General features: G+C 66.8%; 14 protein-coding genes. 7 read left to right on the forward strand and 7 right to left on the reverse strand.

The genetic code is table 11. The annotated features are described in order from the left end of the window. The first annotated feature begins 4 nt into the window (after nt 1-4). From G6N32_RS21900 to G6N32_RS21910, 3 genes are all read left to right on the forward strand, one after another. Nucleotides 5-439 carry a DUF4307 domain-containing protein gene (locus G6N32_RS21900; protein WP_115321847.1) on the forward strand — a complete coding sequence of 145 codons (435 nt, stop codon included), beginning with the start codon at nt 5-7 and terminating at the stop codon, nt 437-439. A gap of 231 nt (nt 440-670) precedes the next feature. Next, nucleotides 671-1165 carry a transcription elongation factor GreA gene (gene greA, locus G6N32_RS21905; protein ID WP_071950063.1) on the forward strand — a complete coding sequence of 165 codons (495 nt, stop codon included), beginning with the start codon at nt 671-673 and terminating at the stop codon, nt 1163-1165. A gap of 10 nt (nt 1166-1175) precedes the next feature. Beyond that, nucleotides 1176-1835: a GPP34 family phosphoprotein gene (locus G6N32_RS21910; protein WP_115321848.1), complete on the forward strand. Its 660-nt coding sequence runs from the start codon at nt 1176-1178 to the stop codon at nt 1833-1835. Here the strand turns inward: G6N32_RS21910 and G6N32_RS21915 are convergent. From G6N32_RS21915 to G6N32_RS21935, 5 genes are all read right to left on the reverse strand, one after another. Further along, entirely contained in the window at nt 1827-3035 is a 1209-nt protein-coding gene (locus G6N32_RS21915; protein ID WP_232077242.1) for a cystathionine gamma-synthase, read from the reverse strand. The two genes, G6N32_RS21910 and G6N32_RS21915, sit on opposite strands and share 9 nt — an antisense overlap. 27 nt (nt 3036-3062) lie before the next feature. Next, nucleotides 3063-3677: an Rv1078 family RDD domain-containing protein gene (locus tag G6N32_RS21920; RefSeq protein ID WP_115321849.1), complete on the reverse strand. Its 615-nt coding sequence runs from the start codon at nt 3675-3677 to the stop codon at nt 3063-3065. A 13-nt stretch (nt 3678-3690) separates the two neighbouring features. Continuing rightward, the gene (locus G6N32_RS21925; protein ID WP_115322070.1) at nt 3691-4362 is read right to left on the reverse strand and encodes an Rv1078 family RDD domain-containing protein; all 672 of its coding nucleotides are present in this window, start codon (nt 4360-4362) and stop codon (nt 3691-3693) included. A 137-nt stretch (nt 4363-4499) separates the two neighbouring features. After that, nucleotides 4500-5894: a cystathionine beta-synthase gene (locus G6N32_RS21930; RefSeq protein ID WP_115321850.1), complete on the reverse strand. Its 1395-nt coding sequence runs from the start codon at nt 5892-5894 to the stop codon at nt 4500-4502. Nucleotides 5895-5927: 33 nt separating this feature from the next. Continuing rightward, nucleotides 5928-6977 (reverse strand): alpha/beta hydrolase, encoded by a 1050-nt coding sequence (locus G6N32_RS21935; RefSeq protein ID WP_115321851.1) that lies wholly within the window; start codon nt 6975-6977, stop codon nt 5928-5930. 191 nt (nt 6978-7168) lie between these two features. On the opposite strand from G6N32_RS21935, the gene G6N32_RS21940 reads away from it, so the two are divergent. After that, entirely contained in the window at nt 7169-8134 is a 966-nt protein-coding gene (locus tag G6N32_RS21940; protein WP_115321852.1) for an SGNH/GDSL hydrolase family protein, read from the forward strand. A gap of 48 nt (nt 8135-8182) precedes the next feature. Further along, nucleotides 8183-9400, forward strand: a complete 1218-nt coding sequence (locus G6N32_RS21945) for an acetyl-CoA C-acetyltransferase (RefSeq protein WP_115321853.1) — start codon at nt 8183-8185, stop codon at nt 9398-9400. 42 nt (nt 9401-9442) lie between these two features. Here G6N32_RS21945 and G6N32_RS21950 read toward each other — a convergent pair whose 3' ends face one another. Together G6N32_RS21950 and G6N32_RS21955 are read right to left on the reverse strand one after the other, a co-directional pair. After that, nucleotides 9443-10120 carry a putative endonuclease domain-containing protein gene (locus G6N32_RS21950; protein ID WP_336504515.1) on the reverse strand — a complete coding sequence of 226 codons (678 nt, stop codon included), beginning with the start codon at nt 10118-10120 and terminating at the stop codon, nt 9443-9445. Between the two features lie 345 nt (nt 10121-10465). Next, nucleotides 10466-11314 (reverse strand): Bax inhibitor-1/YccA family protein, encoded by an 849-nt coding sequence (locus tag G6N32_RS21955; protein WP_083120767.1) that lies wholly within the window; start codon nt 11312-11314, stop codon nt 10466-10468. 227 nt (nt 11315-11541) lie between these two features. On the opposite strand from G6N32_RS21955, the gene G6N32_RS21960 reads away from it, so the two are divergent. Then, nucleotides 11542-12582: an enoyl-CoA hydratase/isomerase family protein gene (locus G6N32_RS21960; protein ID WP_115322072.1), complete on the forward strand. Its 1041-nt coding sequence runs from the start codon at nt 11542-11544 to the stop codon at nt 12580-12582. 7 nt (nt 12583-12589) lie between these two features. Further along, a complete protein-coding gene (locus tag G6N32_RS21965) occupies nt 12590-13372 on the forward strand; it encodes an enoyl-CoA hydratase (protein WP_115322073.1) in 783 nt (260 codons plus the stop codon). The last annotated feature ends 2 nt before the right edge of the window (nt 13373-13374 follow it).

Consider the following 13374-nt stretch of genomic DNA (forward strand, 5'->3'; position numbering starts at 1 on the left):
ACCCATGACCGATAGTCCCCCGCCGCTCCCGCAGGAGCGTTACGGGCGTACCCGCCTGCCGGCGACCACCCGGCGTCGGGTGGCGTTCGCGCTGGGTGTGCTGGTGTTGGCCGGCGGATTGGTGCTCGCTCTGATCGCCTATCAGCGGTTTGAAGGCAACGATGTCGAGGGCACGATCGCGGCGTATCAGGTCACGGACGATCACACCGTTTCGGTGACGATCAGCGTGACCCGAAAGGACCCGTCCCGGCCGGTGCATTGCATTGTCCGAGTCCGTTCTCATGACGGCGACGAAACCGGTCGGCGGGAAATTCTGGTGCCGCCGTCGCAAGCGGCAACGGTGCAGGTCACTACATTTGTGAAGTCGTACAAACGACCATTCGTCGGCGATATTTACGGTTGCGGAACTGACGTTCCCGGATACCTCGTCGCGCCCTGACCGGCGACGGAACGACCAACAACCAACTGCGAAAGCATGAAGGCTGCCTGTCCTCGCGGTGGTAGACTGAGTCGATACACGGTTCCTGCTGGGAGCCGTGTATTGCTTCATTAGCGCGTTTGATCGCAGCTCTTCGATGGCAATACACGCGGAACCATCCGCATGTTCCCAGCAGCGACGACAGACTGCAACGCGAACATCGCGTAACCAACAAACGAGGAGCGCAGCGAGATGACCGATACCCAGGTGACCTGGCTGACCCAGGAGTCGTACGACCGCCTCAAGACCGAGCTGGATCAGCTGATCGCCAACCGTCCGGTCATCGCCGCCGAGATCAACGATCGTCGCGAAGAGGGCGACCTGCGCGAGAACGGCGGCTACCACGCCGCGCGCGAAGAGCAGGGCCAGCAGGAGGCCCGCATCCGCCAGCTGCAGGAGCTGCTGAACACCGCCAAGGTGGGCGAGGCGCCCAAGCAGTCCGGCGTTGCGCTCCCCGGTTCGGTGGTCAAGGTCTACTACGACGGCGACGAGTCCGACACCGAGACCTTCCTGATCGCCACCCGCCAGGAGGGCATCGACCACGACAAGCTCGAGGTCTACTCGCCGAACTCCCCGCTGGGCGGCGCGCTGCTCAACGCCAAGGTGGGCGACACCCGCGAGTACGCGGTGCCGAGCGGCAAGACCGTCAAGGTCACGCTGGTCAGCGCCGAGCCCTACCACTCGTAACCGCTCGCGCGTGGCGCGCATCGCCGAAGACCTTCTTCTGCTGCTGCTCGACAACGCTGCGGCACAGCCTGCCGTGGAGCCGGGCCGGCTGCACCGGCTGCTGGCCGCCGCAGTGCTGCTGGACCTCGCCTACGACTGCCGGGTCCGGCCTGCGATACCGGGCGAACCCGTCCCGGCCGATCGACTGGTTGCCTTAGCCGGGCCACCTCCCCTGGATCCGGTCGTCCGCCCGGCGCTGGCCTTGCTCGAACAGGCACCGGTCAGCGCGACCGAGGCGATCGGTAAGCTGCGCAAGCATACCGAGGACCGCGTGATCGACCAGCTGCTGCGCACCGGCCAGATTCATCAGATTGCGTTGTCGCAGAATCGGTTTCGCAGAAACACCTACGCCTGGCCGCTGGCCAGCCGGGCACGGGTGGACCAGGCCCGGTCCGCCCTGCTGTCCACCCTGTTCGACGGCAACCGCCCCGACCCTGCCACCGCGACGATCATCTCGCTGCTGCACACCGTCGGCGCACTGGGCGCAGTGCTGAGTCTGAACGACCGCGGCTGGCACTGGGTCTGCGATCGAGCCAGCGAAATCGCCAGCGGCACATGGGTTGACGACGCCAACATGGCCGAAGTCAATCTGGCGGTGACCACCGCCGCAGTGCGGCCGGCGCTAGTCTAGGGCTTGCTCGAGGTCGCCGAGCAGATCCGCCGGGTCTTCGATCCCGACCGAGAGGCGAACCAGGTCGTCGGGCACCTCGAGCTGCGATCCCGCCGTCGACGCATGCGTCATGGCACCGGGGTGCTCGATCAGCGACTCGACCCCGCCCAGTGATTCAGCGAGGATGAAAACCTCTGTGCGCGAACACAACCGGCGTGCCGCTTCGATTCCGTCGCGCATCCGAACCGACACCATGCCGCCGAATCCGCTCATCTGCCGCGCTGCGACCTCGTGCCCGGGATGCGAGGGCAGACCGGGATAGAGCACCCGGCTCACTGCGTCGTGCTCCGCCAGGAATTCGGCTACCTTCGCTGCATTCGCGCTGTGCCGCTGCATCCGCAGCTCCAAGGTCTTCAGGCCACGCATCGTCAGATACGCATCGAACGGGCCGGGCACCGCGCCGGCGCCGTTCTGCAGGAACGCGAACTTGGTGTCCAGCTCCTCGTCGTTGGTGACCAGCGCGCCGCCGACCACGTCGGAGTGCCCGCCGATGTACTTCGTCGTCGAGTGCAGCACGATGTCGGCACCGAGGTTCAGCGGCTGCTGCAGCGCCGGCGATGCGAACGTGTTGTCCACCAACACCTTCTGGCCGCCGACCGCGGCGATCTCGGCGATGGCGGCGACGTCGGCGATCGACAGCAGCGGATTGGTGGGTGTCTCCACCCAGATCAGCTTGGTGGTGGCGGTGATCGCCGCGCGGACCGCGTCGAGGTCGGACAGCGCCACCGGCGTGTGCGCAACCCCCCACTGGGTGAACACCTTGTCGATGAGCCGGAAGGTGCCCCCGTAGGCGTCGTCGGGGATGACCACGTGGTCGCCGGGGCGCAGCACCGCCCGCAGTACGCAGTCCGTGGCGGCCATGCCCGAACTGAAGGCGCGCCCGAAGGTTCCGTCCTCGACCGCTGCGAGCACGGCCTCCAGCGCGGCACGGGTCGGGTTGCCCGTGCGGGCGTACTCGAAGCCACCACGCAGGCCGCCGACGCCGTCCTGCGCGAAGGTGCTGCTGGCATAGATCGGCGCGTTGACCGCACCGGTCGCGGGATCGGGACGGTACCCGGCATGGATGGCCCTGGTCGCGAACCCTTGCGCCCGATGCCTGTCCGCTTCCCCGATACCCCGGGTCGCTTCGCTCCTGCCCGCTGTGCTGCGTTGCTCACTCATCGGTTTCGAGCCTAACGGCTCGAGACATCAGAGCGGCACGCACACCGTCGTCATGATTTTATCGGCGAGCGTCTGCCGCTTGGCGTCCCACAACGGGAACAGGTAACCGATGTAGCAGATGATCGCGTCGACGAAGTGGGCGATCTGGCGCACGACCGAGAGCCCGAAACCGATCGGCTGGCCGGTCTTTTCGCTGATCACCTTGAACTTCAGCACCGACTTGCCGATGCTCGACCCGGTGGTGCCCTGGCGGTAGCCGTAGTTCCAGACCCAGAACGCCAGGCTGGCGAGCCCGAACACGAACGACAGGATCAGGCCCAGCGTGGACGGCTGCGAGGTGCAGTACACGCCATAGCTGTTGTCGACGCTGCTCGATGTGCAGTTGTTCTCGCCGGTGGCGACCATCAGGCCCTGGCCGACTCCGGACAGGATCGCGATCGGGAGGGCGTCGATGATGAAGGCGCCGACCCGTTTGATCCACGGGGTGTACGCCTCCTTCGACAGCACGCCGGCGCCGGGTGGGGGCGGCGGCGGATAGTTCCCCGGCGGGGGCGGCGGGTAATTCCCCGGCGGCGGGGGCGGCGGATAGTTCCCCGGCGGCGGGGGCGGGTAGTTACCGGGAGGCGGGGGCGGTTGCGTCATCGAAAGTCCTTGTCTACAGAGGGAGGCAGACGGTCGTCATGATTTTGTCGGCCAGGGTCTGGCGCTTGCTGTCCCACAGCGGGAACAGCACGGCGATCAACCACACGATGCCGAGGCAGATGTAGGAAGCCACCAGATACAGGATCTCGCGCACGAAAGAGAGACCGAAACCGATTGGCTGTCCGGTCTTTTCGCTGACCACCTTGAACTTCATCACGGACTTGCCGATGCTCGACCCGGTGGTGCCCTGGCGGTAGCCGAGGTTCCAGATCACGAACGCGATCGCGATCAAGCCTGCGACGACCAGAGCGAGCGTGCCGACTGTCGAGGTTCCCGTCGCGCAGTAGTCAGCGGTCTCGTACTGCGACGTGTCGGTGACGCATTCGGTGTCCGTGGTGGCGATCACGACGCCATAGCCGATGCCCAAGATGATGTAGGCCGGGATGTAATCGATCAGCCACGCGACGACCCGGGTGAACCACGACGTGTAGGCGCTTTGTGGCAGCTGGGGAACCGGCTGACCGGGCGCAGGCGGGTCGCCGAAGGCGGCACCCGGCGGCGGCGGTGCGTAACCGCCCTGGGGCGGTGGCGGCGGTGGATAGTTACCGGCAGGCGGTGGCGGGTAGTTCCCTGGAGGCGGCGGCGGGTAGCTCCCCGGCGGGGGGCCTGGCGGTTGTTCGGTCATGGCGCCTTCCACTTCGAGAGTGATCACCTGGGATAAAGCGGCCTAAATGTACCTGAGAAGTACCTGCGTATCGCGACAAAGCGCAATCTTCATCTGAGCGCAATACGGCGCCCAAAGAATTTGTCCGAGAAACTACTTCAGCGTCGCCGGGGTCCGTCGGACAGGAAACCGAGCAGATCGTGGCGGGTGATGACGCCGACCGGCTTGCCCTCCTCGACCACCATCAATGCGTCCCGCTCCCCCAACGACTTTGCCGCCGCACTGACCAGTTCGCCCGCACCGATCAACGGCAGCGGCGGGCTCATGTGCACCGCCACCGCGTCGGCGAGCTTGGCGCGTCCCTCGAACACCGCGGAGAGCAGTTCCCGCTCCGAGACGCTGCCGGCCACTTCGCCGGCCATCACCGGGGGTTCGGCGCCGACCACCGGCATTTGGGAGACGCCGTACTCGCGCAGGATGCCGATGGCGTCGCGGACGGTTTCCGACGGGTGGGTGTGCACCAGGTCGGGCAGCGCCCCGGACTTGCCGCGCAACACATCGCCGACCGTCGGCTCGATAAGCGACCCGTCCAGGCGGGTCCGCAGGAATCCGTACGACGACATCCACCCGTCGTTGAAGATCTTGGACAGGTACCCGCGGCCGCCGTCGGGCAACAGCACGACGACCACCGAATCGGGGCCGGCCTCCTGGGCCACCTTGATCGCGGCGACGACCGCCATCCCGCAGGAGCCGCCGACCAGCAGCGCTTCTTCGCGGGCCAGCCGTCGGGTCATATCGAACGAATCCGCGTCCGAGACCGCGATGATCTCGTCGGGCACAGCCGGGTCGTAGGCGGCGGGCCAGAAGTCTTCACCGACACCCTCGACCAGGTAGGGCCGTCCGGTGCCACCGGAGTACACCGAGCCCTCCGGGTCGGCTCCGATCACCTTGACCTTGCCGCCGGACACCTCTTTCAGATAGCGCCCGGCGCCGGTGATCGTTCCGCCGGTGCCGACGCCGGCGACGAAATGCGTGACCTTGCCCTCGGTATCCGCCCAGATCTCCGGACCGGTGGTTTCGTAGTGGCTGGCCGGTCCCATCGGGTTGGAGTACTGGTCGGGCTTCCACGCACCCTCGATTTCGGTGACCAGCCGGTTGGACACGCTGTAGTAGCTGTCCGGGTCGTCGGGGGCGACGGCCGTCGGGCAGACGACGACCTCGGCGCCGTAGGCCCGCAACACATTGCGCTTGTCCTCGCTGACTTTGTCGGGACAGACGAAGATGCACTTGTAGCCGCGTCGCTGAGCGACCAGCGCCAAGCCGACGCCGGTGTTGCCGGAGGTGGGTTCGACGATCGTCCCGCCCGGCTTCAGCTGACCGCTGGCCTCGGCGGCGTCGATCATCTTCACGGCGATGCGGTCCTTGGCGCTGCCGCCGGGATTGAGGTACTCGATCTTGGCCGCGACCACCCCCGCGCCTTCCGGCACGACGGAGTTCAGTTGGACCAGTGGGGTGTGCCCGATCAGCTCGCTGATGTGCGACGCGATTCGCATGCCTACATCGTGTCAGGCGGCGGATCCGCGCGGCTAGCCGGTGGCTTCGCGGATGTACTCGCCGATCTGTCGCAGTGAGCGCTTGGCTTCGGGGATGAGCGGCGCCGCGAGCTGGAAGTCGTGGATCTGGCCGGGCCACACCCGCACCTCAGTGGGTACACCGGCGGCGGCGAGCCGACGCGCCGCCAGCCGGGCGTCGTGTAGCAGGACCTCCGATCCGGACACGTGAATCAGCGTGCGCGGAAGGCCGGGCTCGATGTGGTCGAGCGGCTCGTAGACGCCCTCGGGCTCGCCGTCGACGATGTTCTTGGCCGCGGCTCGGGCAACCAGGGCGACCAGGGCGTCGAACGCCTTGGGCGGGAACATCGCGTCGGTGCGCATGTTGGGGTGGGCCACCTTCTGCTCGTGGTCGAGCTGCAGCAGCGGCGAGATGGCGACCAGGGCGGCGGGCTCCTCTCCGAGGGCCTGCAGCCGCTGCGCCAGAGTCAGGGCCAGATAACCACCCGCGGAGTCGCCGGCCAGCACGATCTGGTCGGGCTCGTAGCCGCGGGTCCGTAGCCACTGGTACGCGTCATAACAATCGTCGACGGCGTTGCCGATGGTGTGCTTCGGGATGAGCCGGTAGTCGACCACCAGCACCGGCGAGTCGGCGAACTTCGACAGCGCGACCGAGATGCGGCTGTGCGAGTTCACCCCGCAGGTGAGGAAGGCGCCACCGTGCATGTACAGCACGATCCGGCGGTTGCCGTCGGCAGGCAGGACGCCGGGCGCCCGGACCAGTTGCGCCGAGGCGTTCGGCAAACCGACCGTGGCGCGCACCGTGCCGGGCGTGGGCAGCAGCGCGCGGGCGACGAAGTCGACCAGACCGAACGGCCATGGCCAGTGCGGCACGTGGCTCAGCACCGCCAACGTGGGCCACATGGTGGCACGGGTGCCGATTGAGACCAGCCGTGCGGCGACGCTCGGGCCGCTCTCGACGACCTCGACCGGCGCGCCGTCGCTGACCGGGTACCGGCGCGGGCGACCGCTACCAGCGTGAACATGATGGGGGGCAGAAGCCCGGATCTTGCTGGGTGCGGTCATCGTCAACACTCCCTACGCCAATGTAGATACGTGTCCCGGGCACTTGAGCGAAGCCCGGTAACTTAGCTTGCCATCTGCCTTACCTATAACAACTAACGATCTGATTTCTTACCGGATCTGATACCTGTCTGTAATCGCGGGTCCACTGTTGCGCCCCGAATTGACGCCCGAGCAGCACCTAAACTGGGCTCGTGGGGATACGCGCTCCGCGGAAGTCAACGGCCGCGCTGGCAGCGGCGGGGGTTCTGGCCTCGACCGGAACCGCCGTCCTGGGTGCGCGCAGTTTGCTCACCGGTCAGGCGGACCAGGTCCGCAATGTGATTCCGAAGTCCTGGGACATCCCACCGCGGGCGGACGGTGTCTACGCCCCGGGCGGCGGCCCCGTCCAGCGCTGGGAACGCGGGATGGATTTTGACCTGCATCTGATGGTGTTCGGCGACTCGACGGCCACCGGCTACGGCTGTCGCAGCGCCGACGAGGTGCCCGGGGTGCTGCTCGCCCGTGGTCTGGCCGAGGAGTCCGGCAAGCTCATCCGGCTGTCGACCAAGGCGATCGTGGGTGCGACGTCCAAGGGGCTGTCCGGTCAGGTCGACGCGATGTTCGTGGCAGGCCCGCCGCCCGATGCCGCGGTGATCATGATCGGCGCCAACGACATCACCGCGCTCAACGGCATCAGCCCGTCGGCGCGTCGGCTGGGCGCAGCCGTGCAACGCCTGCGCGCCTCCGGTGCGGTGGTGGTGGTCGGGACGTGTCCCGATTTCGGTGTCATCAAAGACATCCCCCAGCCGCTGCGATGGACGGCCCGCAATCGCGGCCTGCGGCTGGCCCGCGTGCAGGCGGCTGCGGTGCGCGCCGCGGGCGGAGTGCCGGTGCCGCTGGCTGACCTGCTGGCGCCGAACTTCCGGCAGGCGCCCGAGGTGATGTTCTCCGAGGACCGCTACCACCCGTCGGCCGCGGGATATGCGCTGGCCGCCAACCAACTGATGCCCGCGCTCTGTCATGCCCTGGGCGAGTGGACCGGTGTCACCGTGCCCGATCTGCCGTGGGCGACCAAGTCGGAGGTACGGGCTCTGACCGACCGGCTCGGGCCGCTGGCGCAGCTGCTGCGCCGCAGAACAACCGGGGTCCCCGCACCGATCGTGGTGACCGCGAGCTAGGTTCGTGTGCAGTCTCGCTGCACCCAAGCTGCACACCAAGGAGCCGTCATGCCCGAAGCTGTCATCGTTTCCACCGCCCGCTCGCCCATCGGGCGCGCGATGAAGGGGTCGCTGGTCGACATCCGTCCCGACGATCTGGCCGCGCAGATGGTGCGCGCCGCGCTGGACAAGGTGCCCTCGCTGGATCCGCATGACATCGACGACCTGATCATGGGCTGCGGTCAGCCCGGCGGTGAGTCGGGCTTCAACATCGGCCGGGCCGTTGCCGTCGAGCTGGGCTACGACTTCATGCCGGGCACCACGGTCAACCGGTACTGCTCGTCGTCGCTGCAGACCACCCGGATGGCGTTCCACGCGATCAAGGCCGGCGAAGGCCATGCGTTCATCTCGGCCGGCGTCGAGACGGTGTCGCGCTTCGGCAAGGGCAACGCCGACGGCTGGCCGGACACCAAGAACGCGCTGTTCGCGGATGCGATGGCGCGCTCGGAGGCGGCCACCGCCGGTGCCGACGAGTGGCACGATCCGCGCGAGGACGGCCTGCTGCCCGACGTGTACATCGCGATGGGTCAGACCGCCGAGAACGTGGCGCTGTTCACCGGCATCAGCCGCGAGGACCAGGACCACTGGGGCGTCCGCAGCCAGAACAAGGCCGAGGAGGCCATCAACAGCGGCTTCTTCGAGCGCGAGATCGTGCCGGTCACGCTGCCCGACGGCACCGTGGTGTCCAAGGACGACGGCCCGCGCGCCGGCACCACCTACGAGAAGATCAGCCAGCTCAAGCCGGTGTTCCGGCCCAACGGCACGATCACCGCGGGTAATGCGTGTCCCCTGAACGACGGCGCGGCCGCGCTGGTGATCATGTCCGACACCAAGGCCAAGGAGCTGGGGCTGACCCCGCTGGCGCGCATCGTCTCGACGGGCGTGTCCGGCCTGTCACCGGAGATCATGGGCCTCGGCCCGATCGAGGCTGTGAAAAAGGCTCTCGCACAGGCGAACATGACGATCGGCGACATCGACCTCTACGAGATCAACGAGGCATTCGCGGTCCAGGTGCTCGGCTCGGCGCGAGCGCTCGGCATGGACGAGGACAAGCTGAACGTCTCCGGCGGCGCGATCGCGCTGGGGCACCCGTTCGGCATGACCGGCGCGCGGATCACCGCCACGCTGCTGAACAACCTGCAGACCTACGACAAGACGTTCGGCATCGAGACGATGTGCGTCGGCGGTGGCCAGGGCATGGCCATGGTGATCGAGCGCCTCAGCTAGTTCGTCATCGAGACAGACCTCAGGGCGACGATCGGTACCGCTTCATCGCCCTGGGGTCTGACTCGATGTCCATGCGCGCCTGGTCCGTTCGATGATGTCGGCAGTTCGATCGCCGGCGACCACTCGAATCCGGCGCCATCCCATGTCGGCGATGAATTCCGATCGGGTTCGATCGTTGCGATAGATACCGCGGTCCAAGCGATGCTGCTCGCCGTCGTACTCGACCGCGACCATCACGTCGCGCCACCCCATATCCAGGAAGTAGCGCGAACGGCCGTCATCTCTGAGCACTGGGATCTGGGTCTCGGGGCGCGGAAATCCAGCCGCCATCAGCAGCAGCCGCAACCAGGTCTCGCGCGGGGATTGTGATCCGGCGTCGGCGAGGTCGAGGACCGCGGGCACTCGGCGCACGCCTCGCACATTGCAATGGCGTGGCAGCAGCGCCAGTACGTCGTCGACGTTAAACCGGGTGGCGTTGGCGAGCGCATCAACGTGCGTGACCGCCTGTCTCACCGTCCCGCGCCGCGCGAGGTCGAACGCGGTGCGCGCCAAGGTGCTAACCGGAAGACCCGGTATGGAGTGCACTTCGTCATCGAACAGCGTCTCGGCGCGGCTGATGATCCCGGCTGGCGCCTTGTTGTTCGGACAGGCGAGCTCGATCGGTATCGATGGATCGATCCATTTCGATCCGTGCACTGCGGATGCCGCCAAACCGGTCACGACCGCACGGCCCCGAGACCAAAGAACAGCCGCGGCTGCGCGGTCACGAACCGACAGCTCACCACCTCCATACGCGTACACGTCCGGAAAGATGCGTCGGCAGTGGGCCCGAAGTTGGTACCGAGTCAGCTCGCCCGCAGCTATCGCGTCGCTTCCGATGAACACCCGCTGCACTGGAACAGGATCGCGGTGAACTGCCATTGCTGTGCGCACCCATCCACAGCCCATCGAGTCAGAACTGAGTGCGCCGAAAAGGCCGTGTGCAGCGCCGTGAGGTCTGCCTCGATGAGCCCGCACAAAAACAAAGCCCCGGCCGTCAGGCCGGGGCTTTGCACGGTGAAGCAGCTAGCGCTGTTGGAAGTAGCTGAGCAGCCGCAGGATCTCGATGTACAGCCAGACCAGCGTCACGGTCAGGCCGAGGGCCACACCCCAGGCCGCCTTCTCCGGCGCACCGGCGCGGATCATCTGGTCGGCAGCGTCGAAGTCGATCAGGAAGCTGAATGCTGCCAGCGCGATCACGAACAGCGAGAACATGATGGCCACCGGGCCGCCGCTGCGCAGGCCGAGGCCCTCACCGCCGCCGACACCGAACATCGCCAGCACGAAGTTGCCCAGGATCAGCACCAGCACGCCGACCATGGCCGCGACGATCATGCGGGTGAACTTGGGGGTGACCCGGATCGCGCCGGTCTTGTAGACGACGAGCATGCCGAAGAACACGCCGATGGTGCCGAGCACCGCCTGGCTGATCAGCACACCGGCGTTGGCGCCGGACACCACCACGTTGGCGAAGATGAACGACACCGCGCCGACGAAGAGTCCCTCGAGCGCGGCGTAGCTCAGAACGATGGCCGGGTTGTCCTGCTTACGACCGAAGGTCGCGATCAACACCAGGACCAGCCCACCGAGCCCACCGATCAGCGTGAGCGGCGTGGCCAGTGCCAGGTTGGCCGAGACGAGGAAGTAGGAGATGACCGCGACAACGGACAGCACACCAAGGGTGATGCCGGTCTTGGTGACGACGTCGTCGATCGTCATGGGCCGCGAGACGCCCGTCTGCGGCTGGTAGGCGCCCGCGTAGGGATCGGTCTGGTAAGCCACCTGCTGGGCACCGGCTACACCGGTACCGAATTGTGCGTATCCGCCCTGCTGCTTGGGCAGCGAACGAAATACCGGGTTGCTGGTCTCCCGCACCGTCGGAATCCTCTCCTGGAAGTCGCGTAACACACCGTCAACGAACGGCTGCCGGAACCAGTTCCCAGGAAGTCCACAACGTTCTTCCCGGCGTGTCCGGCGCTACGAAGCCTGACCTTACCTGTGAGCGGCATCCGGCGGGTGACGATCTTTTGCCAACTGGTACTTTCCCCAGTGAAAAACTAGGACATCCAACCAATTTGATGGACGGAAAGGACCGCTCTGCCGTGACGGCTGAATCCGACGAAGTCTTGACCCGGGTCGACGGCGGCGTCGGCTTCCTGACGCTCAATCGCCCGAAGGCCATCAACTCGCTGACCCACACGATGGTCACGATCATCACGAAGGCACTCACCGACTGGGAGCACGACGACGCCGTCAAAGCAGTGGTCCTCGCCGGCGAGGGGGAACGCGGCCTGTGCGCCGGCGGCGACGTGGTGGCGATCTATCACAGCGCCCGCGGAGACGGTTCCGAAGCTCGCCGCTTCTGGCTCGACGAATACCGCCTCAACGCCGAGATCGCCAACTACCCCAAGCCCTACGTGGCGATCATGGACGGCATCGTGATGGGCGGCGGTGTCGGCGTCGCCGCGCACGGCAGCGTTCGCGTGGTCACCGACACCTCCAAGATCGCCATGCCCGAGGTTGGCATCGGCTTCGTCCCCGACGTCGGCGGCACCTATCTGTTGTCCCGCGCCCCCGGTGAACTCGGCCTGCACGCTGCACTGTCCGGCGCGGCGTTCTCCGGGGCCGACGCCATCGTGCTCGGGTTCGCCGACCACTACGTGCCGCACGTGCAGCTCCAGGGATTCGTCGAAGCGATCGTCGCCGAGGGCGTGGACGCCGCCGTCCAGGCGTTCGCCACCGATCCACCGGCCAGTCATCTTCTGTCGCAACAGCATTGGATTGACGAATGCTATGCGGGCGAGACCGTCGCCGACATCGTCGCCGCCCTGCGCGCCCACGACAACGAGGACGCCAGGAAAGCCGGCGACCTCATCGCGTCCCGTTCCCCCATCGCGGCGTCCGTCGCGCTGGCCTCGGTGCGGCGGGCCGCCGAGCTGGACACTCTGGAAGACGTTCTGGTTCAGGAGTACCGGGTGTCGTCGGCGTCGCTGGACTCCCACGACTTCGTCGAGGGCATCCGCGCGCAGATCATCGACAAAGACCGCAACCCGACGTGGAACCCGCCGTCACTGGCCGCGGTGACCGAGCAGGATGTGGAACAGTATTTCGCGCCGGCAGAGCCGGACCTGACCTTCAAGTGAGGACATGATGAGCCACGAAAACTTTGAAACCATCCTGGTCGACCGCGACGAGCGGGTCGGCACGATCACCCTGAATCGGCCCAAGGCGCTCAACGCCCTCAACAGCCAGGTGATGGTCGAGGTCACCACGGCCGCCGCCGAATTCGACAACGATCCGGGTATCGGCGCCATCGTCATCACCGGCAACGAGAAGGCGTTCGCCGCCGGCGCCGACATCAAAGAGATGGCCGAGCTCTCGTTCTCCGAGGTTTTCGACGCGGACTTCTTCGCGGCGTGGGGCAAGCTGGCCGCCGTCCGCACCCCGACCGTCGCCGCGGTCGCCGGCTACGCCCTCGGTGGTGGATGCGAGTTGGCGATGATGTGCGACGTGCTGATCGCCGCCGACACCGCCAAGTTCGGCCAACCCGAGATCAAACTGGGCGTGCTGCCCGGCATGGGCGGCTCGCAGCGGCTCACCCGGGCGATCGGCAAGGCCAAGGCGATGGACCTCATCCTGACCGGCCGCACCATCGATGCCGCCGAGGCCGAGCGCAGCGGTCTGGTGTCGCGGGTGGTACCGGCCGACGAGCTGCTCACCGAGGCCAAAGCCGTCGCGACGACGATCTCGCAGATGTCGCGCTCGGCCGCCCGGATGGCCAAAGAGGCGGTCAATCGCGCGTTCGAATCCACGCTGACCGAAGGCCTGCTCTACGAACGTCGGCTGTTCCACTCCGCATTCGCCACCGACGACCAGACCGAGGGAATGGCCGCCTTCACCGAGAAGCGCCCTGCGAACTTCACGCACCGCTAAGG

It is taken from the genome of Mycolicibacterium aichiense (assembly GCF_010726245.1).
Taxonomy (GTDB): Bacteria; Actinomycetota; Actinomycetes; order Mycobacteriales; family Mycobacteriaceae; genus Mycobacterium; species Mycobacterium aichiense.

Excerpts from the sequence above, each read along its gene's own strand:
- G6N32_RS21900 (WP_115321847.1), top strand. The coding sequence starts at position 5 with ATGACCGATAGTCCCCCGCCGCTCCCGCAGGAGCGTTACGGGCGTACC.
- G6N32_RS21965 (WP_115322073.1), top strand. The coding sequence starts at position 12,590 with ATGAGCCACGAAAACTTTGAAACCATCCTGGTCGACCGCGACGAGCGG.
- G6N32_RS21930 (WP_115321850.1), bottom strand. The coding sequence starts at position 5,894 with ATGCGAATCGCGTCGCACATCAGCGAGCTGATCGGGCACACCCCACTG.
- G6N32_RS21945 (WP_115321853.1), top strand. The coding sequence starts at position 8,183 with ATGCCCGAAGCTGTCATCGTTTCCACCGCCCGCTCGCCCATCGGGCGC.
- G6N32_RS21925 (WP_115322070.1), bottom strand. The coding sequence starts at position 4,362 with ATGACCGAACAACCGCCAGGCCCCCCGCCGGGGAGCTACCCGCCGCCG.
- G6N32_RS21915 (WP_232077242.1), bottom strand. The coding sequence starts at position 3,035 with ATGAGTGAGCAACGCAGCACAGCGGGCAGGAGCGAAGCGACCCGGGGT.
- greA (WP_071950063.1), top strand. The coding sequence starts at position 671 with ATGACCGATACCCAGGTGACCTGGCTGACCCAGGAGTCGTACGACCGC.
- G6N32_RS21935 (WP_115321851.1), bottom strand. The coding sequence starts at position 6,977 with ATGACCGCACCCAGCAAGATCCGGGCTTCTGCCCCCCATCATGTTCAC.
- G6N32_RS21920 (WP_115321849.1), bottom strand. The coding sequence starts at position 3,677 with ATGACGCAACCGCCCCCGCCTCCCGGTAACTACCCGCCCCCGCCGCCG.